The sequence below is a fragment of the Caulobacter sp. GW821-FHT10C03 genome (assembly GCF_059415485.1).
Genome location: NZ_JBWKNI010000001.1, coordinates 123,461 through 149,124, shown reverse-complemented (window position 1 = coordinate 149,124; position 25,664 = coordinate 123,461). Strand labels below are relative to the sequence as shown.

The following is a 25,664-nucleotide window of genomic DNA, read 5'->3' as shown; positions in this document are numbered from 1 at the left end:
GCGCTCCTCGCGCTTGCTGAAGTCTGGGCTGATTGTTGAGGGTTGTCGTTCGGTCGCCTCGCTCAGGCGGTGTCCATGATAGGCTGCGGCATGACCCAATCCGATATCGATGCGGAATCCAACGAAGACGCCGAACGCCGCTTGGCGGCCGAAGCCGATATCGAGGCCGGTCGCTGCGTCCCACACGAGCGGGTGCGCGAATGGCTCAAGACGCTGGGCACGCCCGACCAGACACCCACGCCGTACTCCTGGCGGAAGTAGGCCGGCGCGGCGATCACGCATCGCCCTCCTTCGGCTTCAGCGCCCGCAGCACCGGTTCGGCCTCGTCGAGCGATTTGCGGATGATCCCCACCAGTTCGTCGATCTGCGCCTTGGTGATGATCAGCGGCGGACAGCAGACGATGCTGTCGCGGATGGCGCGGACCATCAGGCCGTTCTTGATGCAGAGGTCGCGCACGATCGGCCCGGCCTCGCCTTCCTTGTCGAGGAAGCGATGGTTGGTCCCCTTCTCGCGCACGATCTCGACCGCGCCGATCAGGCCCAGCGACCGGGTCTCGCCCACCAGTGGATGGTCGTTCAGGCTCGCCAGGGCCTGGGCCAGATAGGGGCCGGTCTCGTCGCGAGTGCGCTCGACCAGGCCCTCGCGCTCCATGATCTCGATGTTCTTCAGGGCCACGGCCGCTGCGGTCGGGTGGCCCGAATAGGTGAAGCCGTGGATGAAATCGCCGCCCTTCTCGCGCAGTTCGGCGACGATATGGTCGGCCACGCCCACGGCGCTGATCGGCAGGTAGCCGGACGACAGGCCCTTGGCCATGGCGATCAGGTCGGGCTTGATGCCGTAGTGCTGGTGGCCGAACCATTGGCCCAGGCGCCCGAAGCCGCAGATCACCTCATCGCAGACCAGCAGGATGCCGTACTTGCGGCACAGGGCCTCGACGGCGGGCCAGTAGCCGTCCGGCGGGATGATCACCCCGCCCGCGCCCTGCACCGGCTCGCCGATGAAGGCGGCGACATTCTCGGGGCCGACCTCGAGGATCTTGTCCTCGATGGCCTGCACCGCCCGGTCGCGGAAGGCCGCCGGATCCTCGCCGAAGCCGTCGCCGAACGGATAGGGCTGCATCACGTGCTCGACGCCGGCGATCGGCAGGTCGCCCTGCTTGTGCATGTGCTTCATGCCGCCCAGCGAGACGCCGGCCACGGTCGAGCCGTGATAGGCGTTCCAGCGGCTGATGAAGACGGTGCGGCTGGGCTCGCCCTTGAGCTTCCAGTAATGGCGCACCAGGCGGAAGACCGTGTCGTTCGCCTCGGATCCCGACGAGTTGTAGAAGACGTGGGTCAGATGCCCCCCCATCTTCTCCGCGATCTTGGCCGCCAGCTCGATCGGCGGCGGCGTCGCGGTCTTGAAGAAGGTGTTGTAGTACGGCAGCTCCAGCATCTGGTCGTAGGCGGCCTTGGCCAGTTCCTCGCGACCGTAGCCGACATTGACGCACCACAGCCCGGCCATGCCGTCGAGGATCTGGTGGCCCTCGCCGTCATGGATGTAGACGCCCTCGGCCCGGGTGATGATCCGGCTGCCGCCCTGCTCGGCGATGACCTTGTGATCAGCCTGGGCCGGCAGGTGGTGGGCCAGATCCAGGCGCTTGAGCTCGGCGATGTCGTGGTTGCGGAGGGGGGCGGTCATGTGTGGGTTTCCCGTACGTTTCTCTTCTCCCTTCCCCCTTTGATGGGGGAAGGGTCGGGGATGGGGGTGACAGCGGTTCAGGGTCCAGCGCGAGCCGAACCGCCGTAACCACCCCCACCCCTGGCCCCTCCCCCATCGAGGGGGAGGGGAAACTCGAATTCGCCTCGCAAGGCTTGGCCAAAAAGGTCGAAGAACGTCCGGCTCTGGGCGTTCTCCTCCGGCTTCCATTCCGGATGCCACTGCACGGCCAGCACCGGCGCGCCGTTGACGCTGGCCGACACCGCCTCGACGACGCCATCCTGCGCCCGAGCCTCCACCGACAGGCCTTCGCCCAGCCGGTCGACGCCCTGGTAGTGCACCGAATTGACCACCGCTCGCTCGACCCCGAAGGCCCTGGCCAGCACCCCGCCGGGGGTCAGGTCGACCGGGTGGCGATGGTCGAACATGCCGTTGAAGTCGACCTCGTCGGGCGCGTGGTGGGCGATCAGCTCGGCGCTGGTCGCCATGTCGCGCCGCAGGGATCCCCCGAAGGCGACGTTGATCTCCTGGAAGCCCCGGCACACCCCGAACACCGGCCGGCCGAGGTCCAGCATGGCCTCGATCAGGTCGCGGGTCATGGCGTCGCGATCGCGGTCGAACGGCCCCGGCGCGTCCTCCACCTTCTCGTCATAGAAGGCGGGATCGAGGTTCGACGGGCTGCCGGTCAGCAGCAGGCCGTCAAGCCGGCCCGCGATCTCGGACGCCTTCATCAGCCCTGGCATCGACGGCACCAGCAGGGCCGCCGCATCGGCGTACTTCATGGCGCCGGCGACATAGCGGTTCATCACCGCCTGGGCCGGCTCGATCCCGACGGTGCGGGTGCAGCAGATGACGCCGGCGACGGGTCTCATGGGGTCACGACAGCAGCACCGCCGGCGAGCAGGCGTGCCAGGCGATCCACACCGCCTCGCCCAGCCGGAAGTCCTCCTGGTCCCAGCGCGTCAGGTTGGGCCGCTGCACCTTCACGCGGCGGCCGCCCGCGATTTCCACCTCGTAGGTCGAGATGCCGCCCAGATAGGCCTCGTGCTTGATGACCCCGGCCACGGCGTTGGCGCCCTTGGGGGCGTCGCCCATGTTCGGCGGCTCGCCGTCGTCGGGGCGCTTGTGCAGCTCGATCTTCTCGGGGCGGATCGCCGCCCACACCGTGCCGCCGCGCGGGCCGGTGACGCCGTGGTCGAGGAAGATGTCGGTGGGCAGGCCTTCGGACTTGATCACCGCGTGGCTCGGCTCGTCCACCGCCAGCACGCCCTCGAACAGGTTCACGCTGCCGATGAAGTCGGCCACCAGCCGGCTGTTGGGAAACTCGTAGAGGTCGTTGGGCGTGGCCACCTGCTGCAGCAGGCCCTTGCTCATCACCGCGCAGCGGCTGGCGAGCGCGAGCGCCTCGTCCTGGTCGTGAGTGACCATGATGAAGGTGATGCCGACCTTCTCCTGCAGGGTGCACAGCTCGGTGCGCATCTGCTCGCGCAGCTTGGCGTCCAGGGCCGACAGCGGCTCGTCCAGGAGCAAGACGCGCGGCCGTTTCACCAGCGCCCGGGCCAGGGCCACGCGCTGGCGCTGACCGCCCGACAGCTGGTCGGGCTTGCGATGGCCAAGGCCGCCCAGCTGCACCAGCTCCAGCGCCTCCTCCACCCGGCGGTCGCGCTCGGCCTTGCCGACGCGGTCGACCTTCAGGCCGTAGGCGACGTTGTCGGCCACGGTCATGTGCGGGAACACGGCGTAGGACTGGAACACCATGTTCACCGGCCGCTTGTTCGGCGGCACGTTGGAGATGTCCTGGCCGTCGATCAGGATCCGCCCCTCGGTGGGCGTCTCGAACCCGGCCAGCATCCGCAGCAGGGTGGTCTTGCCGCAGCCCGACGGCCCCAGCAGGGCGAAGAACTCGCCCTCCCTGATGCTCAGCGAGACGTTGTCGACCGCCGCCAGCTTGCCGAAGCGCTTGGTGACGTTCTCGAAGGTGATGATGGGTTTGGGTTCGGTCACTTGCTCATTCCCCCCGAAAACTTCAGCGCCCAAGGCTCCTCAGCGCACGAGGAACCTCCCCCTATGGGGGAGGCGATCGCGCAGCGATCGGTGGGGGGCGTGACTACGAACCGTCCAACACAGGGGCGGCTGAAAACGCCCCCCCACCGGCCTTCGGCCGCCTCCCCCATGGGGGGAGGTTCCAATACGGCGAGCCTCATGCCTTCTCCCCCCCATGCGCCCCGGCCGTCTCGGCCGGATCGCCCTGCAGCTTCAGCGCCACGGCCGTCAGGATCACGGTCAGCACGATCAGTATGGTCGAGGCCGCGTTGACCTCGGGCGTCACCGAGAAGCGCACCATCGAATAGACCTTCACCGGGAAGGTCACGGTGTCGGGCCCCGCCGTGAAGAAGGTGATGACGAAGTCGTCCAGGCTCAGCGTGAAGGCCAGCAGCGCCCCCGCCACCAGCGACGGCGTCATGTGCGGCAGGATCACGTCCTTGATGGTGCGGAACTCGCCGGCCCCCAGGTCGCGGGCGGCCTCCTCCAGTTCGCGGTTGAAGCTGGCCATGCGCGCGCGCACCACCACCGCCACGAACGGGAACGAGAAGGTCACGTGGGCGATGATGATCGCCCCCAGGTTCAGCGGCCAGATCATCCCCTGCGGCCAGGGCAGCACCTTGGCGAAGAACACCAGCATGCCCACGCCCATGCAGATCTCGGGCACCACGATCGGCAGGGCCAGGCCTCCGTCCACCACCGTCTTGCCCGGGAAGCGGAACCGCCACAGGGCCAGGGCGACCATGGCCCCGAGCACGACGCTGAGCACGGTCGAGACCGCCGCGATGGTCAGGCTGTTGGCGAAGGCCTCGATCAGGCCGTCGTTGTTGAAGGCCTTCTCGTAGTATTTGAGGGTGAAGCCCTTCCAGACGATGTTGCGGCGGCTGTCGTTGAAGCTGAAGGCCATCAGGGCCACCAGCGGCGCGTAGAGGAAGATCCCCACGCCCGCCAGCCACAGCCGGATCGGCCAGCGGCGCAGGTATTCGAGCGGACCGGGCGGCGAACGCTTGGTCATCCCACGCCCTCCTTCTTCTTGCCGCGCGACAGCAGGGCCTGCACGGCGATGGCGATGAAGGTCAGGTACATCAGCAGGAACGACAGGGCCGCGCCGAACGGCCAGTCGTTGGCGCGCTTGAACTGGCGCTCGATGACGTTGGCGATCATCTGGCTGTCGGGACCGCCCAGCAGGTCGGGCGTCAGATAGGCGCCCAGGGCCGGAATGAAGGTGATCAGGATCCCCGAGGCGATGCCCGGCAGGGCCAGGGGCACGACGATGCGGAACAGGGTGCGCAGGTGCCCGGCGCCGAGGTCCAGGCTGGCCTCAAGCAGCGACTTGTCCAGCCGGTCCAGGGCCGAATAGAGCGGCAGCACCATGAACGGCAGGTGCACGTAGACGAGGCCCAGGATCACCGCGAAATTGTTGTGCAGCAACTCCAGCGGCTGGAACGCCCCCAGCGGCGCGATCTTCGAGGCCAGGGTCCAGATCCACTCGTAGCCCTGGTTGATGTAGCCCTCGGTGCGCAGCACGGCGATCAGGGCGTAGGTGCGGATCAGCAGGTTCGTCCAGAACGGCAGCATGACCAGCAGCAGCAGCCAGGTCTTGGCCTTCTGCGAGGCGAAGGTGATGGCCAGGGCGACCGGGAAGCCGATCACCAGGCACAGGGCCGTCGTCAGCGCCGCCACCCAGGCCGACTTGACGAAGATCTTCAGATACAGCGGCTCCAGCGCCCGGGCGTAGTTGGCGATCGTGCCGGTGAACGAGATCTCGGTCAGCCCGACATTGTGGCCGAAGCTGTAGGCCCAGACGATCGCCATCGGCGCGACGAAGAACACCACCAGCCAGACCAGCGGCGGTCCCAGCGCGGCGGCGAACACCGCCTTGGCCTTCTTCCAGCTCTGTTCCATTTACGGGCCTTCTCCCTTCCCCCTTGATGGGGGAAGGGTCGGGGTTGGGGGTGACACAGCGGCTCAGAACTTTCCGGGTCGGGGATGCCGGCAATCGCCGCAACCACCCCCATCCCCAGCCCTTCCCCCATCAAGGGGGAAGGGAGACGACGGCGCTCTACGCCGCCCGCACGCGGGTGATGATCTCCTCGTAGAGGCTGGCCTTTTCCGCCCCTTCGAAGGCCCCGTACTCGCACTTGGACATGATGTCGGCAGGCGGGAAGATCACCTTGTTGTTCTTGTAGTCCTCCGGCATCAGCGCCTTGGCCGCGGCGTTGGGCGTCGGATAGAGAATGGTCTTGCTGATCGCGGCGCCGGCCTGGGCGTCGAGCAGGTAGTTGATGAACTTGTGCGCGTTGTTCGGACGCGGCGCGCCCTTGGGGATGCACAGGGTGTCGGAGTTGATCAAGCTGCCTTCCTTGGGCACGACGAAGTCGATGTCGTCGTCGTCCTTCATCGCCTGGGCGATGTCGCCGTTGTACTCGAGCACCACGTCCACCTCGCCCGACAGCAGCAGGTCCTGGCCGTTGTCGTCGTGGAAGGCCTTCACGAACGGCTTCTGCTTGATCAGCATCTGCTCGATCTTCGGCAGCAGGTCGGCCGGGATGGCGTTGACCGAGTGGCCCAGGTACTTGGCCGACAGGCGCACCAGGTCGGCGCTTTCCGACAGCAGGCCGATCTTGCCGGCGTACTGGTTGCTGTCGAACAGCCACTTCCAGCTGTCGGGAACGCCCTTCACCTTGCTCTTGCGATAGCCGATGCCCAGCACCAGCCAGGTGTAGGGCATCGAGAACTTGCGGCCCTTGTCGTAGTCCGGGTCCATGAAGGCCGGGTCGATGTTCTTGATGTTCGGGATCTTGGCGTGGTCCAGCGGCTCCAGCATGCCGGCCTCGGCCATGCGGGTGACGAACTCGTTGGACGGCACGATCACGTCGAAGCCCGGATTGCCCGCCTTCAGCTTGGCGAACAGTTCGTCGTTGGTGGCGAACAGGCTCATGTTCACGTCGACGCCCGTGGCCTTCTTGAAGTCGCCCAGGGTCGTCTCGCCGATATAGGTGTCCCAGTTGTAGAAGTTCAGCTTGTTCTCTTCGCCGCCGGCCTCGCCCGGCTTTGGCTTCTCGCCGCAGGCGGTGAACGACAGGCCGATGGCGGCCGCCCCGAAGGCGGTCAGCAGAGAGCGGCGCGACGCGCCCAGAATACGATTGCTCATGGCCTCGAAACTCCCTCTTTCGTTCGCATGAAGCGGACGAGGCCCCTTCCCCGCCGCCGGTTCAACCCAAAGCCTTACTTCCAACGCCCACGGTCAGGCGTTGCGCAGATACCAGTCATAGTCGAGCTGCGTGATCACCTCGAAGAACCGCGCCTGTTCGGTGCGCTTGACCGAGACGAACATCTCCACGAACCGCACGCCCAGATAATCGGCCAGCACCTCCGACTTCTCGAAGAGGTCGACGGCGGCGAACCAGTTGGACGGCAGGCGCACGTTCTCCTTGGCCGCGGCCGCGTAGCCGTCGCCGACCACCGCCGCTCCCGGATCGATCTTGTTGGTGATGCCGTGGTGAGCGGCCGCCAGCAGCGTGGCCATCACCAGGTACGGATTGCCGTCGGCGCCGGCCACGCGGTGCTCGACGTGGCGCGTCGGCGCAGGCCCGGCCGGCACGCGCAGTGAAACCGTGCGGTTGTTGACGCCCCAGGTCGGGGCGACGGGCGCGTAGCTGTTGGCCTTGAAGCGGCGATAGCTGTTGGCGTTGGGCGCCAGGATCGCCATGCCCTCGCCCAGCAGCGCCTTCATGCCGCCGATGGCGTGCTTGAGCAGGTCCGAGCCTTCCGGATCCTCGGCGGCGCACAGGTTGTTCCCGTCCGCGTCGTTGAAGCTGACATGCACGTGGAAGCCGTTGCCCGCCCGGTCGACCCAGGGCTTGGCCATGAAGGTCGCCTCGCAGCCGTGGCGCAGGGCCACGCCCTTGGCGGCGCGCTTGTAGAGCACCGCGTCGTCGGCGGCGCGCAGGGCGTCGGGCTTGTGCTTGAGGGTCAGCTCCACCTGCCCCGGGGCGAATTCCGAGATCGCGCCTTCCAGAGGCACCCCGATCGTATCGGCCGTGTCCCACAGCTCGCGCAGGAACGGGGCGTTGGCCTCCAGCTCGGGCAGGCCATAGACCTGGATGCCGGTCGGCCGCTGGCCGGTCAGCACCGACTTGGCGGGCAAGAGCTCGCCGTTCGGGCCGCGCTCGATGTCGACGAGGTAGTATTCCAGCTCGCAGGCCGCGACCGGCGTCAGGCCGTCGGCGGCGTAGCGGTCGAGCACCCGTTGCAGCACGTGGCGCGGATCCAGGTCGTTGGGCGTCCCGTCCAGCTCGTACAGCGACAGCATCACCTGGGCGACGTCGGGACCCAGCCACGGCGCCAGGGTCAGCGTCCCCGGCACGGGCCGCGCGCGGCGGTCGGCGTCGCCGTCCTCCCAGACCAGGCCCGTGTCCTCGCAGTCGGCCCCGACGGTGTCGACCACCAGGATCGAGCCCGGCAGGAACCGGCCGTAGTCGTAGATGGCCTGCAGCTCATGCACCCGCAGGCGCTTGCCGCGCGGCACCCCGGTCATCGAGGTGAAGAACACCTCGACATATTTCACCTGCGGATGGGCGGCGAGGAAGTCGCGGCATTCCTGCGGATCGGCGACGGCGCTCATGCTTGCAACTCCCCGACAGCCGCCGCGAATCCGTCGATCGCCGCGACCAGCCGGTCCACCGCCGCGTCTTCGGTGACGGGCGAGACCAGCATCATGTTGTGGAAGGGCGCGATCAGCGCCCCTCGGTTGATCAGCCACAGATGCAGCGCTTCCACCGCATCCTGGTCCAGAACTTTCCGCATCGCGGCGGCGTCGCGCGGCGGCGGGTCGGCGAAGACCAGCTCCACCCGGGCGCCCACATGCGCGACCGACCACGGCAGGCCCCGCGCCGCGATGACGCCGCGCAGGCCGGCCACCAGCCGCTCCGCGCCGGCCAGCATCTTCGCATAGGCCGAGTCTGTCATCACTTCGGACAGCATGGCCCGCATGGCCGCCATGGCCAGGGCGGCGCCCGACAGCGTCGTGCCGATCCCCGACTGGCCCGGTCCGACGCGCGCCTGGGCCTCGTCCATCCGCGCCGAAAGCTCGGCCGTCACGCCCCAGACGGCGGCCGGCACGCCGCCGGCCACGGCCTTGCCCAGCACGAAGACGTCGGGCTCCAGCCCATGCGCCTTGGTGTAGCCGCCGGGGCCGGTCGAGATCGTGTGGGTCTCGTCGATGATCAGCAGGGTCCCGGCCTCGCGGGTCAGCCGGCGCAAGGCGTCGTGGAAGCCCGCGTACGGCAGGATCATCCCGCAATTGGTCATCACCGGCTCGGCCAGCACGGCCGCGACGTCGCCGAGGGCCAGGGCCGCTTGCAGCGCCGCCAGATCGTTGAACGGGACGACGCGGGTGGTCGTCGTCAGGTCCTGCACCTGACCCAGCAGGCCGGGCTTCATCGTCGCCGCGCCGTCCTTCAGCACGACGAAAGCGTCCTCGACCATGCCGTGATAACAGCCGTCGAACACCAGCACGACCGGCCGCCCCGTCACCGCCCGCGCCCAACGGATGGCCGCGCGGTTGGCGTCGCTGGCCGTGGTCGCCGCCTGCCACAGCGGCAGGCCGAAGCGCTCGGCCAAGAGCTTGCCGACGATCACCGCCGAGGCGGTCGGCAGCATGAACCCCGCCCCGCGCCTGGCCTGGTCGGCGACGGCCGCCGCCACCGAGGCGTCGCCATGGCCGAACATCGACGGCGTGTCGCCCAGGCAGAAGTCGTCATACAACTTCCCATCCACGTCGGTGACCTGCGCCCCCACGCCCTGGGCGGCGAAGATGGGCGACGGGCAGGCCCAGTCGCCCATCCAGTGCATAGGCACGCCCCCGCGCCACACCTGGGCGGCCGCCTTGGCCATCGCCACGCTGCGCGGATGCTCGGCCAGGAACCGCGCGCGCTCGGCGGCGATCAGGCCTTCCATCGTCGAACGCGTGGCGACGGCTGCGCTCATGCCACCCCGCCGAAGCACAGGTACTTGGTCTCGAAATACTCATCGAGGCCCTCGGACGACCCCTCGCGGCCCAGGCCCGACTCCTTGACGCCGCCGAACGGCGCCACCTCGGTCGAGATCAGACCCTCGTTGATGCCGACCATGCCGGCCTCGATGGCCTCGGCCACGCGCCAGCAACGACCGACGTCGCGGCTGTAGAAATAGGCCGCCAGGCCGAAGGGCGTGGCGTTGGCCAGGGTGACCGCCTCGTCCTCGGTGTGGAACTTCACGATCGGGGCGACGGGGCCGAAGATCTCCTCGTTGAACAGTCGCATGTCCGGCGTCGCGCCAGAGAGCACCGTGGGCTGGTAGAACAGCCCGCCCCGTTCGTGACGCTCGCCGCCGACCTCGACCCGGGCGCCGGCCTCGACGGCTTCGCGCACCAGGGCCTCGACCTTGATGATGGCCTTCTCGTTGATCAGCGGGCCGATCACGACCCCCTCGCCCGTGCCCGGCCCGACCTTCATCGCCGCCACCTTCTCGGTCAGCCGCGCGACGAAGGCGTCGTGGATCCCGGCCTGGACGATCAGGCGGTTGGCGCAGACGCAGGTCTGGCCGGTGTTGCGGTATTTGCTGGCGATGGCTCCATCGACGGCGGCCTCCAGGTCGGCGTCGTCGAAGACGATGAAAGGCGCGTTGCCGCCCAGCTCGAGGGAGAGCTTCTTCATCGTGCCGGCGCACTGGCCGTAGAGCACCTTGCCCACCGGGGTCGAGCCGGTAAACGACAGCTTGCGCACCCGGCCGTCCTCGCACAGGGCCTTGCCGATGGCCGAGGCGTCGGTGCCGGTGACGACGTTGAGCACGCCGGCCGGCACGCCCGCCTCGACCGCCAGACGGGCGATGGCCAAGGCGCACAGCGGCGTCTCGGCGGCCGGCTTGACCACCACGGTGCAGCCGGCCGCCAGGGCCGGGCCGACCTTGCGGGTGATCATGGCGATCGGGAAGTTCCACGGCGCGATCGCCGCGCACACCCCGATCGGCTGCTTGATCGAGGCCAGGCGCTTCTTGGGATCCGGCGTCGGGATGGTGTGGCCGTAGCCGCGCTTGGCCTCCTCGGCGAACCAGTCGATGAACGACGCGCCATAGGCCACCTCGCCCTTCGACTCCGCCAGCGGCTTGCCCTGCTCGGCCGTCATCAGCCGGGCCAGGTCGTCGGCGTGGGCGAGCATCAGGTCGCTCCACCGGCGCAGGATCGCGCCCCGCTCCTTGGCCGTCCGCGCCGCCCAGCCCGGAAACGCCCGGTGCGCGGCCTCGATGGCGATCCGCGTTTCGGCCGCGCCCAGTTCGGCGACCTCGGCGATCGTCTCGCCGTCGGCCGGATTGGTGACGGCGAAGGTCGCGTCGCCCTCGATCCAGAGGCCGTCGATCAGGGCGGCGGTTTCGACAAGGTTCAGGGCGGTCATGTGGGGCTACCTCAGCGTCACGGACACCGACTTCAGGTCGGCGTACTTGTGCAACGCATGAAGGCTGCGGTCACGGCCGAAGCCCGACTGCTTGAAGCCCCCGAACGGCATGGTGATGTCGCAGGCGTCCCAGCCGTTGACCCAGACGAGCCCGGCCTTCAGCTTCCGCGCGCCCTTCAGCCCGCGATTGATGTCGCTGGTCCACAGGCCGGCGGCGAGGCCGTAGACCGTGTCGTTGGCCAGAGCGAAGGCCTCTTCCTCGCCCGTGAAGCTCAGCACGCCCAGGACGGGTCCGAACACCTCTTCCTTGGCCAGTCTGTGCTCCGGCTGCACGCCGTCGAAGATGGTCGGCTCGACATAGAAGCCGCCGGTCTCCGTGCGCACTTGGTTCCCGCCGAGCACGGGATCGCCGCCCTCCTCGCGGGCCTTGTCGATATAGGAAAGCGCGGTCTTCATCTGCCGCTCGCTGACCATGGCCCCGAAGCCGGTCTCCGGATCCAGCGGATCGCCGACCTGGATGGTGCGGGCGACCGCGACCACCTTCTCGAGGAATTCGTCCTTGATCGAGGCCTCGACCAGCAGACGCGAGGCGGCGGTGCAGACCTCGCCCTGGTTATAGAACACGCCCCAGGCGGCGGCCTCCGCGGCGGCGTCCAGGTCGGGGCAGTCGGCGAAGACGATCTGGGGCGACTTGCCGCCCAGCTCCAGCGACACGCGCTTGAGATTGCTCTGGGCGGCATATTCCATCAGCCGCCGGCCGGTCGGGCCCGAGCCGGTGAAGGCGATCATGTCGACGTCCATCGACCGCGCCAGGGCCTGGCCGGCGATCGCCCCGAAACCGGGGATCACGTTGAGCACCCCTGCCGGGAGGCCAGCTTCGAGGGCCAGTTCACCCAGCTTCAGGGCCGTCAGCGGCGACTGTTCGGCGGGCTTGAGGACAACCGAATTGCCAATCGCCAGGGCCGGAGCGACCTTCCACATCGCCATGTGCAGCGGGAAGTTCCACGGCACGATCGCCCCGATCACGCCCAGCGGCTCGTGGGTGGCGAAGCTCAGGCGATCGGCCGGCGAGGCGCCGACCTCGCCATAGACCTTGTCCAGCGCCTCGGCGTACCAGCGGGTGGTGTTGATCGCGAGCGGGATGTCGACACTGCGCGCGTCGCGGATCGGCTTGCCGACGTCCAGGCTCTCCAGCAGAGCCAGCTCCTCGGCGTCGCGCTCCATCAGCTCGGCCAGGCGGAACAGCACCTTCTTCTTCTGGCGCGGATGCAGGTCGCGCCAGCGGCCGTCCTCGAAGGCGGCGCGGGCGGCCGCCACGGCGCGATCGACGTCGGCCCCGTCGCAGGCGGCCACCCGGTTCAGCACCCTGCCGTCGCGCGGCCCGACATTGGGGAAGGTCCCGCCCGAGGCCGCCTCGACCAGGGCGCCATCGATCACCGCCCGCCCGGGAAGGGCCAGGCGACGCAGCTGTTCGGAGATGGACGCGGGAACGGTCACGCGAAGGGCCTCATCGAATTGTGATCACAGTTTGCGCCGCCATCGACCCTGTCAAGCCGGACTCGGCGCCGACCGCCGCCCGCATCTTGTCCATGCCTTCGGAGAGGTCAGCGGCGATGGCGCGGCGGGCGCCGTCGGCGTCGCGGGCCTTCAGGGCGTCCATGGCCTCGGCGTGGCGGTCGGCCGGCAGGCTGCCGGTGCCGACCCGGCCGAACACCACCCGCATGAACGGCCCGATCTGCAGCCACAGCCCGCCGGCCATGGCCAGCAGCACCTCGGCCCCGGCCCGCTCGTAGATGGCGAAGTGGAAGGCGTGGTTGGCCACCATGTAGCCGTCGACGTCGCCCACGCGAAGCGCGTCTTCCAGCTGCTGATCAATAAGCTTCAGCTTGCGCACCAAGGCTTCGTCGGCCCTGGGCGCGGCGCGGGCGGCCAGTTCCGGCTCGATCCACTGCCGCGCCAACTCCAGCTGCTCCAGCCGCTCGGCCGACAGCGAGGGCACCGAAAGGCGCTTGTTGGCGGGGTTGATCGCCAAGGCCCGCTCGGCGACGAGCCGGCGCACCGCGTCGCGCACCGGCATGGGGCTGACCCCCAGCTCGGCCGCCAGGCTGCGCAGGGAAACCCCGACGCCCGGGGCGATCTTGCCGGTGATCAGGGCCTGGCGAATGGAGTCGTAGACCTGGTCATGCACCGCCGTGGAATCGGCCAGGGGACGGCGCGTTTTCGGCTCGGCCATGTCCCCTCCTCTCCGCGACGCATTCCAGGGCTTGCCAGCTAGCCGATAATTGCGATCACAATGCAAGGTCTCGCGAAGGACCTCGCTCATGCCCGACTTTGGCGCCAACGACCTCGACGCCTACTGGATGCCGTTCACGCCCAACCGGCGGTTCAAGGCCAATCCGCGCCTGCTCGCCAGCGCCAAGGGCATGCACTACGCCACGCCCGACGGCCGCCAGATCCTCGACGCCACCTCGGGCCTGTGGTGCGTCAACGCCGGCCACGGCCGCGAGCAGATCACCGAGGCGATCCGCAAGCAGGCCGGCGAGCTGGACTATGCGCCGAGCTTCAACCTCGGCCACCCGCTGGCCTTTTCCTTCGCCTCGCGACTGGCCCAGGTGACGCCGAAGGGCCTCGACCGGATATTCTTCACCAACAGCGGCTCGGAGTCGGTCGACACCGCCCTGAAGATCGCGCTGGCCTATCACCGCGCTCGCGGCAAGGGGACCAAGACCCGGCTGATCGGCCGCGAGCGCGGCTATCACGGCGTCGGCTTCGGCGGGATCTCGGTGGGCGGCATCCCCAAGAACCGGATGTATTTCGGGTCCCTGCTCACCGGCGTCGACCACCTGCCCCACACTCACGGCATTCCCGAGAACCTGTTCAGCCAGGGCCTGCCCAAACACGGCGCACACCTGGCCGACGACCTGGAACGGATCGTCGCCCTGCACGACGCCTCCAACATCGCCGCCGTCATCGTCGAGCCGGTCGCGGGTTCGACCGGCGTGCTGGTGCCGCCCGAGGGCTACCTGCAGAAGCTGCGGGCGATCTGCGACAGGCACGACATCCTGCTGATCTTCGACGAGGTGATCACCGGCTTCGGCCGGGTCGGCGCGCCCTTCGCCGCCGACCGCTTCGGGGTGACGCCCGACCTGCTGTGCATGGCCAAGGGCCTGACCAACGCCGCCGTGCCGGCCGGCGCGGTGGCCGCCAGCACCGCCATCTACGAGGCCATGCTCGACGGCGCCGACAGCCCCATCGAACTCTTCCACGGCTACACCTATTCAGGCCATCCGCTGGCCTGCGCGGCGGGCCTGGCGACGCTGGAAATCTACCAGAGCGAGGGCCTGTTCGAGCGCGCCCTGGCCATCGAGCCCTACTGGCGCGCCGCCGTCCACTCGCTGGCCGACGCCCGCCACGTCATCGACATCCGCGACTTCGGCCTGATCGCCGGCATCGAGCTCTCGCCCCGCCCCGGCGCGGCCACCGCCCGAGCCATGGAGGCCTTCGAGGCCGCCTTCGACCAGGGCCTGCTGATCCGCGTCACCGGCGACATCATCGCCCTGTCGCCGCCGCTGATCATCGAGGAGGCCCAGATCGACCGCGTGGTGGAAACGATCCGAAAAGTGCTTGCCGCCGTCGACTGAACGGCGCGAGCATCCGGGCGACCTCGGAGTCCCCGCACATGCTGCCCGCCCTCGTCGCCGCCTGGCTTCTCGCCGGCGGCTCGCCCTCGGAGATGGCCGTCCCGCCGCCGCCGACCTACGTCTCGGCGGAGCATGGCCTGACGTTCCGAACGCCTCCAGGCGTCTTCAACTGCCGTCTCCCGGCCGATTGGACCGGGGCCGATCACGGCGTGACGCTGTTCCTGAAGCCGGTTTCCTGCGCCGTCGCCGTCGGCGACGCCGAGCCGCCCAGGGACCTGGCGTTCATCGCGGTCTATTACGGCTACGCCGTGGGCGAGGACGCGCCGCCCGAGCCGCCCTGCGACAAGGTCGCCGTGATGCGCCTGTTCGACGCCGACCAGCCGGTGTGCCGCCGGACCGACGCGACCGGCGTGACCTCATACGCCATCGAAACCACCTATCGCGGCGGAGACGGCGCCCGCGACCTCGTTCTCTCCCTGACCACCACCCCAGAGCGCCTGCGAGGCGACCTCGAGACGCTCCGGGTTCTGGCCGCCTCGTTGCGGACCTGCACCATGAGCTGGCGCAACGGCCGCAAGACCTTCACCACCGGCGCCGGCCCCGCCTGCCCCAAGACCGGGCGGTACTGAGGGACCACTCCTCCGTAAAATCCCCGCTTTCGCGGGGATTTTACGGATTGGGGATTTCCAGACCGGGATAGAGCGCGCCCGCCCTCCCCCGACGAACGCGCCGCGGGGGTCCGGGCCGGGTGAAGCGTCTCATGTTTGAGAGACCCCTCATCCGACGGCTTCGCCGCCACCTTCTCCCGCAAGGGGAGAAGGAAACTACGCCTTCAGACGCAGCACGTTGTCCACGGATCGCTCGGCCACCGGCAGCGGCGTGTCCACGGCCTGGCGCTGCACCAGGCAGCCGTACCAGCCCAGGCCCTTGTAGGTCTCGTACCCCGGCGTCAGGGCGTAGCCGATCGTGCGGTCGCCTTCGGCGTAGCTGCCCATCGAGCCATGCGAGGTATTGAGCTTGAAGGTTTCCACCAGCACGCCCTGCCCGTCCGAGGCGGCCAGCACCCGGTGGTTCTGGTCGAGCAGCAGCACCCGCGAGCGCGAGCGTTCCTCGTCGGTCATGCGCACGCCGTCGACGATGGCCTGGGCCTGCGGGCGCCAGTCGAAGTGAACGCCCAGCACGCCGATCACCTTGCCCTTGGCCTCGCCGCCCTCGCGGATGGCGGTGGCGTAGGTGGCGACCGGGGCGTCGTCGAGCAGGCGCTGGCGGGCGATGTCGGCCACGGCGAAGTCATCGCCGCTCTTGGTGCGCATGGCTTCCTGGAACCACGAGTCGTTGGCGACCGAGGCGCCCTGCACGCCGCGGTACTTGTCGGGCCGGCCGCTGGCGATCACCCGCCCGGCCGCGTCGCAGATCCACAGGTCCAGATAGACGGTGTAGGCGTCGAGAATGACGCGCAAGCGCTGGCTGGCGTAGTCGGCGGCCTCGCGCGACGGGGCCATGGCGCAGTCGACAACAGCGCTGTCGGTCGCCCACCAGCGCACGTCGCAGGTGCGCTCATAGAGGTTGCGGTCAATGATCTCGATGGCGTTCAGGGCCAGGTCCGCCAGGCGCTGGCCGCGCAGGTGCGACAGGATCGCCCCGCCGATGGCGGTCAGTTCGTCGAGGTCGGCGCGCACCTGGCTTTCCAGGGCCCCGGCCACCTCATCGATCTGGGTGGAGATCTTCTTGAACTCCTCGGCGACGATGGCGAAGCCCTTGCCGGCCTCGCCCGCGCGGGCGGCGACGATCAGGGCGTTGATGGCCAGCATCTTGGCCGCGCGGTTGACGGTCGAGATCTCGCCGATCTTCTGGCCGGCGACGATGCTCAGCCGCTCGGACAGGTCGAGGATGCGCTCCGGGCGGAGGGTGGATTCTTCGACGGACATGGATGCTCCCCCCCGGGAACGCGAATCGAAAGCTCCGGTAAGGTTGACACCAGCGTCAGGTTTCCACCGCCCATTTCAGAAGGAAACTTCGCGTGGCGAGGGAACGGGCGAACAGCAGCCCCCAAATCGCACAGCTTTCGAGCAGAGATTGCTCAAACAATCCGCATAACAGCGTTATCCATCAACCAAGCGTCACAAGGTGCTTGGCGGCCACACCTTATGACACCGGTGGACATTTCTCGGAGAGGCGGGCAGGGTCGCCTCGCCAGGACGAGACGCGATCGACGCTCGCCGGCCTTCGGGGAGAGATACGCCGCCATGACCATCCGCCCTATCCTCCCGCGCCTGCTCGCCGGCGCCGCGGCGCTCGCCCTGCTCGGCGGCGCGACGGCGGCCATGAGCCAGACCCTGGCCTTCCCCGGCGCCGAGGGCGCGGGTCGGCTGTCGCAGGGCGGCCGCGGCGGGGCGGTGATCAAGGTCACCAACCTGGAGGATTCCGGCCCCGGCTCGCTGCGCGCCGCCGTCGAGGCCAAGGGGCCGCGCACCGTGGTGTTCGACGTGGCCGGCACGATCCAGCTGAAGTCGGACCTGAAGATCAGCGAGCCGCGTATCACCATCGCCGGCCAGACCGCGCCGGGCGGCGGGATCACCGTGCGCGACCACACCCTGGTCGTCGCCGCCGACGACGTGGTCATCCGCTTCGTCCGCTCGCGCCTGGGCGACGAGAGCAAGACCGAGAGCGACGCGATCTGGATCAACAAGGGCCGGCGGATCATCCTCGACCACGTCTCGGCCAGCTGGTCGGTGGACGAGACCCTCTCGGCCTCGGCCCGCTACGGCGAGGAGGGCCAGGGCTTCTTCGACCTGACCGTCCAGTGGTCGATCATCGCCGAGTCCATGGCCCATTCGCTGCACGCCAAGGGCGACCACGGCTATGGCAGCCTGATCCGTGGCGGCATGGGCTCGAAGATCAGCTTCCACCACAATCTGTGGGCCAGCCACATGGCCCGCATGCCGCGCCCCGGCAACTACGACGGCCCCGACAAGGACCCGGTCGGCGCGCTCTTCGATTTCCGCTCAAACGTCTTCTACAACTGGGGCAAGGGCTATGCCGGCTACGACGCCGACAAGGCGGCCCTGGCGGCCTACAACTTCGTCGACAACGCCTATGTGCCAGGTCCGAGCAGCGGCAAGCCGGTGGCCTTCCAGGAGAGCAACACCCTGGCCCGCGCCTATTTCGCCGGCAACAGCATGGCCGGGGCGGTTCCGGCCGATCCCTGGAGTCTGGTGACCTTCACCATTCCCGAGCCGGCCGGCTATCGCCAGGCCGCGCCGATCGAGGTCGCGCCGGTGACGCCCGAGCCGGCCGACAAGGCCTATGACCGCGTGCTGGCAGACGCCGGCGCCTCGGTGTTCCGCGACAGCGTCGACACCCGGATCGTGGCCGGAGTGCGCGACCGCACGGGGACGGTGATCAACAGCCAGAAGGACGTCGGCGGCTGGCCCGCCCTGCCCGCCGGCAAGCCCGCCCCCGACACCGACGGCGACGGCATGCCCGACGCCTGGGAAAAGGCCCACGGCCTGAACCCCAAGACGGCCGCCGACGGCCCCGCCCTGGCCAAGGACGGCTCGGGCTACACCAACCTTGAGCTCTATCTGGCCGACGCCGCGCGCCGGCGCGGTTGACGCACGGATCGCGCCCGGGCGAGCTAGCGGCTCAACGCGAGGGCGACCCATGCTCAAATACCTGGATACCGTTCGAGAACTGCTGATCGTCTATGTGGTCATGCTGCTGGCGGCCGCGGGGTCCTACGCCTTCTTCGAGGGCAAGACCTATCTCGACGGGATCTGGTGGGCCTGCGTCACGGCCACGACGGTCGGCTATGGCGACATGTATCCGGCCACGCTGGGCGGGCGGATCACGGCCGTGGTGCTGATGCACGTGACCCTGCTGCTGATCCTGCCCCTGCTGATCGGCAACATCTGCTCGCGCTGCATCAAGGACGCCAACGAGTTCAGCCACGCCGAGCAGGAGGAGCTGAAGGCGACCCTGGCGCGGCTGGAGGCCAAGCTCGACGGCAAGACCTAGCCGGCCTCCAGGCACGCCTCGCGCAGCCGGGCCAGGGCCTTGGGCGTGTCCTTGCGCAGGCCCGCGCGCAGCAGGGCCTTGGGGATCACCCAGTCCACGGCCAGGCGGTTCTCGTAGAACACCCGCGTGCCCGCGCCGCCGGCCAGGGGCTGCAGCCGCCATTCGCCCTCCTCGGCCTTCAGATCGCCCTCGACCAGCCGAAAGCGGATGCGCCGCCGCCCCTCGTAGTCCGAGCGGAAGACGATGCGCATGCGGGGAAAGAACAGGCTCTTGCGGGTGACGTGCTCGCGGACGTCCCAGCCCCGCTTCTGGTCGCCGGACAGCACCGCGCAGCGTTCGAGATTGGTGATCATCCGCGCCGCGCTGGCGCAGTCGGTCAGCACGGCCCAGACGTGGTCGGGCGGGGCGGCGATGTCGATCACCCCGCGCACCTGGCCGCCGGTCTCCCCGGCTGGATCGGGCGAGACCTCGGCATGGGCCTCGCCGCGCGCCAGGCTGGCCCGCGCTTCCGGCGACAGCTCGAAGGCGCTCGCCGGGCCGGCGGCGACAAAGGCCAGAACCAGGATCGATATCGTCCGCAACGGCGTCTCCAGGTTCGTCCCCGAAGACAGCTACGTATCCGCCAGGCGATCAGATGCGGGTCAGCCGACCCGCTTCATGCCGAGGATCTGGACCGGCGCCTTGAGCATCTCGTCCTTCATCGCCTCGGTATAGGCCGGACCGCCCGTGGGCATGGCCAGGATCTTCTTCACGATCGGCAGGCCCTCGACCACGGTCCCAAAGGCCGCGAAACCCAGGTTGTCGCCTTTCGCGCCCGGATGGGCGTCGAGATAGGGCATGGCGCTGGCGCAGATGAAGAAGTCGCAGGTGGCCGTGCCCGGCGCGTTGCGGGCCAACGAGATCGTGCCCGGCTTGTGGCGCAGGCCGGTCTGGGTGGTGCTCTCGTGGGCGATGGGGGCGAAGCGCCGCGCGCGCTGCGGCGGCGCGCCCTGGATCGAGCCCGCGCCCTTCACACCCTTGGTCCGCGAGGCCCGATAGAAGGTCCCGCCGTCGTACTTCTTCGCATCCACATAGCGCAGGAAATTGGCCGCCGTGATCGGGGCCTTCTTGTCCTCCAGCTCGACGACGATCAGCCCGGCGCTGGTCTGGATCGCCACCTTCGGCTTGCCGGCCGCCAGGGCCAGGCCCGGCGTGGCGACCACCAGGCCGGCGGCGCCGATCAGGGTACGGCGGGCGATGTCGGTCATGGTCGGGGCCTCTCTTCTCGTTCGGGATGCTTAGCGCGCGGGATCGGACGACGAAAGGCTCAGCCCTTCCCCCAGCCGCCACCGCCGGGCGTCTCGATGACCACGCGGTCGCCGGCCGCGACCTGGGCCTCGTCGGTCGCCGCCAGGGCCTGGACCGTCCCGTCCGCCCGCTCGATCCGCGCCAGGCCCAGCGCCCCGCTCGCCCCGCCGTGCAGGCCGAACGGCGGCACGCGGCGGCGGTTGGAGAGCAGGGTGACGGTCATCGGCTCGCGGAAGCCGATGGTGCGCACCACCCCGTCGCCGCCGCGATGCTCGCCGGCCCCGCCCGAGCCCCGGCGGATCGAGAAGGCCTCGACCCGCACCGGATAGCGGGTTTCCAGCACCTCGGGATCGGTCAGGCGGCTGTTGGTCATGTGGGTCTGGACGGCGTCGGCGCCGTCGAAGTCCGGCCCCGCCCCGGCCCCGCCGCAGATGGTCTCGTAGTACTGCCGCCGCTCGTCGCCGAAGGTGAAGTTGTTCATCGTGCCCTGGGCCGCCGCCATGACGCCCAGCGCGCCGTAGAGGGCGTCGACCACCACCTGGCTGGTCTCGACGTTGCCGGCCACCACCGCCGCCGGATAGCGCGGCTTCAGCATCGAGCCCTCGGGAATGACCAGCTCGACCGGCCGCAGGCAGCCGTCGTTCATCGGGATCTCGTCGTCCACCAGGGTGCGGAAGACGTAAAGCGCCGCCGCCCGGCAGATCGAGGCCGGGGCGTTGAAGTTGGTCGGCACCTGGTCGCTGGTGCCGGTGAAATCCACGCGGGCCGTGCGCGCGGCCTGGTCCACCGTGATCGCCACCTTCACCACGCTGCCGTCGTCGAGTTCGTAGGCGAAGGCGCCGTCCTCGAGCTTCGCCAACACTCGCCGCACGGCCTCCTCGGCGTTGTCCTGCACGTGGGCCATGTAGGCCTCGACCACGTCCTGGCCGAACTCGGCGACGAGGCCGGTCAGGCTTTCGGCGCCGCGCGCGCAGGCGGCGACCTGGGCCTTGAGGTCGCCGATGTTCTGGTCGGGATTGCGGGCCGGCCACTTGCCCGAGGCCAGCAGAGCGCGGGTCTCGGACTCCAGGAACCGCCCGCCCTCGACCAGCAGGAAGTTCTCGATCAGCACCCCCTCCTCCTCGACCGTACGGCTGCCCGGCGGCATGGACCCGGGGGTGATGCCACCGATGTCGCCCTGGTGACCGCGCGCGGCGACGTAGAACAGCAAGGCCCCCGCCGCGTCGAACACCGGCATGACCACCGTCACGTCCGGCAGGTGCGTGCCGCCGGCATAGGGGGCGTTCAGCATGTAGACGTCGCCGGGCCTCATGCCCCGGCCGTCACCCGTGCGGCCGTCGCGGATCGCCCGCACGCTGTCGCCCATCGAGCCCAGGTGCACCGGCATGTGCGGGGCGTTGGCGATCAGGTTTCCGTCGCGGTCGAACAGGGCGCAGGAGAAATCCAGCCGCTCCTTGATGTTCACCGAATAGGCGGTGTTCTGCAGGGCGAAGCCCATCTCCTCGGCCACGGCCATGAAGAGGTTGTTGAACACCTCCAGCATGACCGGATCGGCTTCCGTGCCGGCGGCGCGGCGGGGCGCGAGGGCCTCGACGCGGTCGAGGATCAGGTTGTGATGAGCATCCACGCGGGCGCGCCAGCCGGGCTCGACGACGGTGGTGCCGGTGGCCTCGCGGATGATCGCCGGCCCGGCGATCTCGGCGTCGACCGCCAGGCCCGCGCGATCGAGCACCGGCGTGTCATAGGCTTGTCCGGCCAGGCGAGCGGGCACGGTTGCCAGCACACCGCCCTGCCCGCCTTCGCCCGCGCCCAGGTCGGGCGCGGCGCCGGAGTCGGCATGGCCGATGGCCTCGACGCTCAGGGTCTCGACCACCAGCGGCGTGGCCGGCGAGACGAAGCCGAAGCGGCGCTGGTGCAGGGTCTCGAACGCCGCCTTCACGCCCTCGGCATCAGTCAGCGGCACGCGCAGCGGCGTGTCGGTGCCGGCGTACTTCACCAGCAGGGCCGCCTCGGTTTCGACCGTCACCAGCGGCGCGTCCTGGGCGCGCAAGGCGCCTTCCGCCTCGGCCGCCAGAACGGCGGCGCGGGCCGGCAGGGTTTCGGCGGCTTCATCCAGGCGCTGCTCGACCGTGATCTCGCGCAGCAGACGCAGGTCGGCCAGACCCATGCCGTAGGCGCTGAGCACCCCGGCGAACGGGTGGATCATCACCGTCTTCATGCCCAGGGCGTCGGCCACAAGGCAGGCGTGCTGGCCGCCCGCCCCGCCGAAGCAGGCCAGGACATAGCGGGTGACGTCGTACCCACGCTGGATCGAGATCTGCCGCACGGCCTTGGCCATGTTCTCGACGGCGATGGTCAGGAAGCCCTCGGCGATCTCGGCCGGGGTCATGGCGCGGCCAGTCGCCGCCGCGATCTCGGCGGCCAGGGCCTCGAAGCGCTCGACGACCACGTCGCGGTCCAGCGGCTGGTCGGCGTTGGGACCGAAGACGTGCGGGAAGAATTCGGGCTGCAGCTTGCCCAGCATGACGTTGCAGTCGGTCACCGTCAGCGGTCCGCCGCGCCGGTAGCAGGCTGGCCCGGGATTGGCCCCGGCCGAGGCGGGCCCCACCCGCAGCCGCGCGCCGTCGAACGCGCAGATCGAGCCGCCGCCGGCCGCCACGGTGTGGATGTTCATCATCGGGGCGCGCATCCGCACCCCGGCCACCACCGTCTCATAGGCCCGCTCGTACTCACCGGCGTAGTGGCAGACGTCGGTCGAGGTGCCGCCCATGTCGAAGCCGATGACGCGGGTGAAACCCGCCTCGGCCGCCGCCTTGGCCATGCCCACCACGCCGCCGGCCGGGCCGGACAGGATGGCGTCCTTGCCCCGGAAGGCGCGGGCGTCGGTCAGGCCGCCGTTCGACTGCATGAAGAAGAGCCGCGTCTCCTCGCCCAGCCGCGAGGCCACCTGGTCGACATAGCGCCGCAGGATCGGCGACAGATAGGCGTCGACCACCGCCGTGTCGCCCCGGCCGACCAGCTTCATCAGCGGGCTGACCTCGTGGCTGGCCGAGACCTGGGTGAAGCCGATCTCGCGGGCGATGGCGGCTACGCGGGCCTCGTGACCGGTGAAGCGGAAGCCGTGCAGCAGCACGATCGCCACGGCCCGGAAGTCGGCGTCGTAGGCCGCCTGCAAGCCTTCGCGGGCGGCGGCTTCGTCCAGCGGCCGCACCACCTCGCCATCCACGCCGATGCGCTCGTCGATCTCGACGACGCGGGTGTAGAGGGCCTCGGGCTTTATGATGTTGCGGTCGAACAGCTTGGGCCGGGCCTGCTGGCCGATGCGCAGGGCGTCGGCGTGGCCCTGGGTGATCGCCAGCAGCGTCGGCTCGCCCTTGCGTTCGAGCAGGGCGTTGGTGGCCACCGTGGTGCCCATCTTCACCGCCTCGACGCTCCCGCCGCCGCCCTGTTCCAAGAGAGCGCGTACGCCCGCGACAGCGGCGTCCTCGTACTGCTCGGGATTTTCCGACAGCAGCTTGTGGGTGACCAGGCGCCCGTCCGGCCGGCGGGCGACGATATCGGTGAAGGTGCCGCCGCGATCGATCCAGAATTCCCAACCGGTCGCGCGCGGCTCTTCGAGGGTCATGGGGCGGGAGACTCCGGAACGTTCGTCCCGTGCATAGCTCCCGCCCCTCCTCACGTCATTACTTGAAGACGCCCAGCAGCGTCGCGACGCCCCACAGGCCCAGGCCGAGGAAGATCAGCGCCGCGCCGATGCGCACGTACTTCAGCGGCACGATCTTGGTCGCCGCCTCGCCCAGATAGACGGCCGGCACGTTGGCCAGCATCATGCCCAGGGTGGTGCCGGCGGCCACCAGCGGCACGTTGTGGAACTGGGCGCCCAGGGCGACGGTGGCGATCTGGGTCTTGTCGCCCATCTCGACCAGGAAGAAGGCCACGGCCGTGGTCAGGAAGACGCCGTAGCGGCCCACGGCCCCGCCGTCCTCGTCGTCGGCCTTGTCGGGGATCAGCGCCCAGGCGGCCATGGCGATGAACGACAGGGCGATCACCCACTGGAACCAGGCGCCTTGCAGATATTGCGCGACCAGCGAACCGGCGAGAGCCGCCAGGGCGTGGTTCAACAGGGTGGCGACCAGGATGCCGAGGATGATCGGGATCGGCTTCTTGAAGCGCGTGGCCAGGATGATGGCCAGCAGCTGGGTCTTGTCGCCGATTTCGGCCACGGCCACGACCAGGGTCGAGACGAGCAGGGATTCCATGAAACACCGTTGCGGGGCCGAGCGCAGACAAGACGACAGCGACCGTTTCCCCGCCCAGCCCGGACGGGAAACGACGCCGTTGGTCTCGCCAAGAAAGCTGTCGGTGCTTCCTTCACCCGCGCCATGATCCCGAAAGACCAAGTATGTTGACGACGGGCCCCGCTGATAGGCGCGGGCGGCTACTCCCCAAAGGGTGAGGGGCGTTTAGCCGGAGCCGCCCGCCGGATCAAGCAGAGAGCCATTCGCAAGTGTCGCAGTGGTCGGCTGGCGGATGTCTCGGATCCCTCTCTCTTTGAGAGAGGGAGGGGCCCGCCGCCAAAGGCGGTGGGAGGGTGAGAGGTAACAAACTCTCAGGATGAAGCGCGGCTGGCCGACTAAGCAGGGCCACGACAACCCCTCCCCAGCCATCGATCGCCGGGCCGCATCGGGATCTGCCTGCCAACGGTGAAACCTCTCACCCTCCCATGGCTTCGCCATGGGCCCCTCCCTCTCTCTCAGAGAGAGGGATTTTTCTACACAGCCCCCGGCGCCTCGAAGCGCAGGAGCTGGATCGCCACCCGCACCTTGCCGCCGACGAAACTCCCGCCCGCGGCGGTGATCACCACCGGCGTGTCGGCGTAGAAGGCCGTCGGCCCCACGACGCCGATGTTGCTGGCGTTCAGTGCCACGCCCAGCGAACTGCCGAACTTGCCGGTCTCGCCAGCGACGCCGCAGCTATAGGAGACCGCGCCGGTGACAGCCACGCTGGTGCGGGTGGCGACGCCCAGCACGATCGAGCGGGCCGGGATCACGGCGGCCGTGGTCACCGAGGCGCCGCTCAAGGTCGCCTCGACCTCGCGGATCTCGACGCGGACGTCGGCGCCGAACGGCGAGCGGGCGGCGGTCAGGCTGGTGAAGGTGGACGACAGCGCGACCCAGGCCGAGCCGGTGAACACGGCCATCTGGCCCTCGTCGGCGATCCAGGCGGTGAAGCCGGTGGAAGGGGCGATCGCCTCCCAGGCGCCGGCCTCGAAGCGCATCAGGCTGTGGGCGGGGGCGGCCGCCCAGTCGGCGCCGGTCGCGGCGGCGGGGCGGATCCACAGGGCGCCGTCGGCCGGCGCGGCGGGTTGGGCCGCGATCGTGCGGCTGACGACGCAGGGCTGGACGAGGCCGTCCAGCCGGGCGAGGCACTCGTTAACGGTGACGTGCTTCTGGGCTTGCCCCGCGGCCACATAGGGCAGCGAAAGACGGGGCGTGGCGGCGTCGGACATGGGGCGCTCCTGGCGGGTTTCGAACCCGCCTAGGA

At 69.3% G+C, this 25,664-nt stretch carries 22 protein-coding genes; 5 read left to right on the top strand and 17 right to left on the bottom strand.

All coding sequences use genetic code 11. The features are described from left to right. Positions 1-90: 90 nt before the first annotated feature. On the top strand, positions 91-261 hold the full coding sequence (locus AC07NG_RS00755; protein WP_494591514.1) for an antitoxin: 171 nt from the start codon (positions 91-93) through the stop codon (positions 259-261). A 13-nt stretch (positions 262-274) separates the two neighbouring features. On the opposite strand, the gene AC07NG_RS00750 is transcribed toward AC07NG_RS00755, so the two are convergent. The 11 genes from AC07NG_RS00750 to AC07NG_RS00700 form a co-directional block, all read right to left on the bottom strand. Then, positions 275-1,681, bottom strand: a complete 1,407-nt coding sequence (locus AC07NG_RS00750) for an aspartate aminotransferase family protein (RefSeq protein WP_494591512.1) — start codon at positions 1,679-1,681, stop codon at positions 275-277. Between the two features lie 77 nt (positions 1,682-1,758). Beyond that, a complete protein-coding gene (locus tag AC07NG_RS00745; protein WP_494591510.1) occupies positions 1,759-2,571 on the bottom strand; it encodes a gamma-glutamyl-gamma-aminobutyrate hydrolase family protein in 813 nt (270 codons plus the stop codon). Positions 2,572-2,575: 4 nt separating this feature from the next. Then, on the bottom strand, positions 2,576-3,703 hold the full coding sequence (locus AC07NG_RS00740) for an ABC transporter ATP-binding protein (RefSeq protein WP_487287800.1): 1,128 nt from the start codon (positions 3,701-3,703) through the stop codon (positions 2,576-2,578). A gap of 196 nt (positions 3,704-3,899) precedes the next feature. Next, complete coding sequence (locus AC07NG_RS00735; RefSeq protein WP_494591508.1) at positions 3,900-4,757, bottom strand: ABC transporter permease; 858 nt, start codon at positions 4,755-4,757, stop codon at positions 3,900-3,902. After that, entirely contained in the window at positions 4,754-5,647 is an 894-nt protein-coding gene (locus AC07NG_RS00730; RefSeq protein ID WP_494591507.1) for an ABC transporter permease, read from the bottom strand. The genes AC07NG_RS00735 and AC07NG_RS00730 overlap by 4 nt, the downstream gene beginning before the upstream one ends. A 157-nt stretch (positions 5,648-5,804) precedes the next feature. Continuing rightward, positions 5,805-6,896, bottom strand: a complete 1,092-nt coding sequence (locus AC07NG_RS00725; RefSeq protein ID WP_487287803.1) for an ABC transporter substrate-binding protein — start codon at positions 6,894-6,896, stop codon at positions 5,805-5,807. Between the two features lie 93 nt (positions 6,897-6,989). Then, on the bottom strand, positions 6,990-8,369 hold the full coding sequence (locus AC07NG_RS00720) for a glutamine synthetase family protein (protein ID WP_494591505.1): 1,380 nt from the start codon (positions 8,367-8,369) through the stop codon (positions 6,990-6,992). Beyond that, positions 8,366-9,733 (bottom strand): aspartate aminotransferase family protein, encoded by a 1,368-nt coding sequence (locus AC07NG_RS00715; protein WP_494591503.1) that lies wholly within the window; start codon positions 9,731-9,733, stop codon positions 8,366-8,368. The genes AC07NG_RS00720 and AC07NG_RS00715 overlap by 4 nt, the downstream gene beginning before the upstream one ends. After that, positions 9,730-11,175 carry an NAD-dependent succinate-semialdehyde dehydrogenase gene (locus tag AC07NG_RS00710; RefSeq protein WP_494591501.1) on the bottom strand — a complete coding sequence of 482 codons (1,446 nt, stop codon included), beginning with the start codon at positions 11,173-11,175 and terminating at the stop codon, positions 9,730-9,732. The genes AC07NG_RS00715 and AC07NG_RS00710 overlap by 4 nt, the downstream gene beginning before the upstream one ends. Positions 11,176-11,181: 6 nt before the next feature. Further along, positions 11,182-12,672 carry an aldehyde dehydrogenase gene (locus AC07NG_RS00705; RefSeq protein ID WP_494591499.1) on the bottom strand — a complete coding sequence of 497 codons (1,491 nt, stop codon included), beginning with the start codon at positions 12,670-12,672 and terminating at the stop codon, positions 11,182-11,184. Positions 12,673-12,682: 10 nt separating this feature from the next. After that, positions 12,683-13,408 (bottom strand): GntR family transcriptional regulator, encoded by a 726-nt coding sequence (locus tag AC07NG_RS00700; RefSeq protein ID WP_494591497.1) that lies wholly within the window; start codon positions 13,406-13,408, stop codon positions 12,683-12,685. Between the two features lie 88 nt (positions 13,409-13,496). On the opposite strand from AC07NG_RS00700, the gene aptA reads away from it, so the two are divergent. Together aptA and AC07NG_RS00690 are read left to right on the top strand one after the other, a co-directional pair. Continuing rightward, the gene (aptA, locus tag AC07NG_RS00695; protein WP_494591496.1) at positions 13,497-14,816 is read left to right on the top strand and encodes an omega-aminotransferase AptA; all 1,320 of its coding nucleotides are present in this window, start codon (positions 13,497-13,499) and stop codon (positions 14,814-14,816) included. Positions 14,817-14,854: 38 nt separating this feature from the next. Then, positions 14,855-15,445: a hypothetical protein gene (locus AC07NG_RS00690; protein WP_494591494.1), complete on the top strand. Its 591-nt coding sequence runs from the start codon at positions 14,855-14,857 to the stop codon at positions 15,443-15,445. Positions 15,446-15,640: 195 nt separating this feature from the next. On the opposite strand, the gene AC07NG_RS00685 is transcribed toward AC07NG_RS00690, so the two are convergent. Continuing rightward, positions 15,641-16,744, bottom strand: coding sequence for a methyl-accepting chemotaxis protein (locus AC07NG_RS00685; protein ID WP_494591492.1), 1,104 nt, complete (start codon positions 16,742-16,744; stop codon positions 15,641-15,643). A 318-nt stretch (positions 16,745-17,062) separates the two neighbouring features. Here AC07NG_RS00685 and AC07NG_RS00680 point away from each other — a divergent pair, with 318 nt between their 5' ends. Both AC07NG_RS00680 and AC07NG_RS00675 read left to right on the top strand, forming a co-directional pair. Next, a complete protein-coding gene (locus AC07NG_RS00680) occupies positions 17,063-18,430 on the top strand; it encodes a pectate lyase (RefSeq protein WP_494591490.1) in 1,368 nt (455 codons plus the stop codon). A gap of 49 nt (positions 18,431-18,479) precedes the next feature. Next, positions 18,480-18,833, top strand: a complete 354-nt coding sequence (locus tag AC07NG_RS00675) for a potassium channel family protein (RefSeq protein ID WP_494591488.1) — start codon at positions 18,480-18,482, stop codon at positions 18,831-18,833. Here the strand turns inward: AC07NG_RS00675 and AC07NG_RS00670 are convergent. From AC07NG_RS00670 to AC07NG_RS00650, 5 genes are all read right to left on the bottom strand, one after another. Continuing rightward, positions 18,830-19,414: an SRPBCC family protein gene (locus AC07NG_RS00670; protein WP_494591486.1), complete on the bottom strand. Its 585-nt coding sequence runs from the start codon at positions 19,412-19,414 to the stop codon at positions 18,830-18,832. The two genes, AC07NG_RS00675 and AC07NG_RS00670, sit on opposite strands and share 4 nt — an antisense overlap. A gap of 60 nt (positions 19,415-19,474) precedes the next feature. Then, positions 19,475-20,080, bottom strand: coding sequence for a peptidylprolyl isomerase (locus AC07NG_RS00665; RefSeq protein ID WP_494591484.1), 606 nt, complete (start codon positions 20,078-20,080; stop codon positions 19,475-19,477). A gap of 59 nt (positions 20,081-20,139) precedes the next feature. After that, positions 20,140-23,745 (bottom strand): hydantoinase B/oxoprolinase family protein, encoded by a 3,606-nt coding sequence (locus tag AC07NG_RS00660; RefSeq protein ID WP_494591483.1) that lies wholly within the window; start codon positions 23,743-23,745, stop codon positions 20,140-20,142. A gap of 58 nt (positions 23,746-23,803) precedes the next feature. After that, entirely contained in the window at positions 23,804-24,379 is a 576-nt protein-coding gene (locus AC07NG_RS00655) for a TMEM165/GDT1 family protein (protein WP_492855178.1), read from the bottom strand. Positions 24,380-24,891: 512 nt separating this feature from the next. After that, positions 24,892-25,629 (bottom strand): DUF2793 domain-containing protein, encoded by a 738-nt coding sequence (locus tag AC07NG_RS00650; RefSeq protein WP_494591480.1) that lies wholly within the window; start codon positions 25,627-25,629, stop codon positions 24,892-24,894. Between the last annotated feature and the right edge of the window lie 35 nt (positions 25,630-25,664).

What these genes read in the sequence shown, in the direction of transcription:
- AC07NG_RS00755 (WP_494591514.1), top strand. Translation starts at nt 91, where the DNA reads ATGACCCAATCCGATATCGATGCGGAATCCAACGAAGACGCCGAACGC.
- AC07NG_RS00660 (WP_494591483.1), bottom strand. Translation starts at nt 23,745, where the DNA reads ATGACCCTCGAAGAGCCGCGCGCGACCGGTTGGGAATTCTGGATCGAT.
- AC07NG_RS00720 (WP_494591505.1), bottom strand. Translation starts at nt 8,369, where the DNA reads ATGAGCGCCGTCGCCGATCCGCAGGAATGCCGCGACTTCCTCGCCGCC.
- AC07NG_RS00690 (WP_494591494.1), top strand. Translation starts at nt 14,855, where the DNA reads ATGCTGCCCGCCCTCGTCGCCGCCTGGCTTCTCGCCGGCGGCTCGCCC.
- AC07NG_RS00685 (WP_494591492.1), bottom strand. Translation starts at nt 16,744, where the DNA reads ATGTCCGTCGAAGAATCCACCCTCCGCCCGGAGCGCATCCTCGACCTG.
- AC07NG_RS00665 (WP_494591484.1), bottom strand. Translation starts at nt 20,080, where the DNA reads ATGACCGACATCGCCCGCCGTACCCTGATCGGCGCCGCCGGCCTGGTG.
- AC07NG_RS00700 (WP_494591497.1), bottom strand. Translation starts at nt 13,408, where the DNA reads ATGGCCGAGCCGAAAACGCGCCGTCCCCTGGCCGATTCCACGGCGGTG.
- AC07NG_RS00655 (WP_492855178.1), bottom strand. Translation starts at nt 24,379, where the DNA reads ATGGAATCCCTGCTCGTCTCGACCCTGGTCGTGGCCGTGGCCGAAATC.
- AC07NG_RS00730 (WP_494591507.1), bottom strand. Translation starts at nt 5,647, where the DNA reads ATGGAACAGAGCTGGAAGAAGGCCAAGGCGGTGTTCGCCGCCGCGCTG.
- AC07NG_RS00735 (WP_494591508.1), bottom strand. Translation starts at nt 4,757, where the DNA reads ATGACCAAGCGTTCGCCGCCCGGTCCGCTCGAATACCTGCGCCGCTGG.
- AC07NG_RS00675 (WP_494591488.1), top strand. Translation starts at nt 18,480, where the DNA reads ATGCTCAAATACCTGGATACCGTTCGAGAACTGCTGATCGTCTATGTG.
- AC07NG_RS00710 (WP_494591501.1), bottom strand. Translation starts at nt 11,175, where the DNA reads ATGACCGCCCTGAACCTTGTCGAAACCGCCGCCCTGATCGACGGCCTC.
- aptA (WP_494591496.1), top strand. Translation starts at nt 13,497, where the DNA reads ATGCCCGACTTTGGCGCCAACGACCTCGACGCCTACTGGATGCCGTTC.
- AC07NG_RS00750 (WP_494591512.1), bottom strand. Translation starts at nt 1,681, where the DNA reads ATGACCGCCCCCCTCCGCAACCACGACATCGCCGAGCTCAAGCGCCTG.
- AC07NG_RS00715 (WP_494591503.1), bottom strand. Translation starts at nt 9,733, where the DNA reads ATGAGCGCAGCCGTCGCCACGCGTTCGACGATGGAAGGCCTGATCGCC.
- AC07NG_RS00650 (WP_494591480.1), bottom strand. Translation starts at nt 25,629, where the DNA reads ATGTCCGACGCCGCCACGCCCCGTCTTTCGCTGCCCTATGTGGCCGCG.
- AC07NG_RS00680 (WP_494591490.1), top strand. Translation starts at nt 17,063, where the DNA reads ATGACCATCCGCCCTATCCTCCCGCGCCTGCTCGCCGGCGCCGCGGCG.
- AC07NG_RS00725 (WP_487287803.1), bottom strand. Translation starts at nt 6,896, where the DNA reads ATGAGCAATCGTATTCTGGGCGCGTCGCGCCGCTCTCTGCTGACCGCC.
- AC07NG_RS00745 (WP_494591510.1), bottom strand. Translation starts at nt 2,571, where the DNA reads ATGAGACCCGTCGCCGGCGTCATCTGCTGCACCCGCACCGTCGGGATC.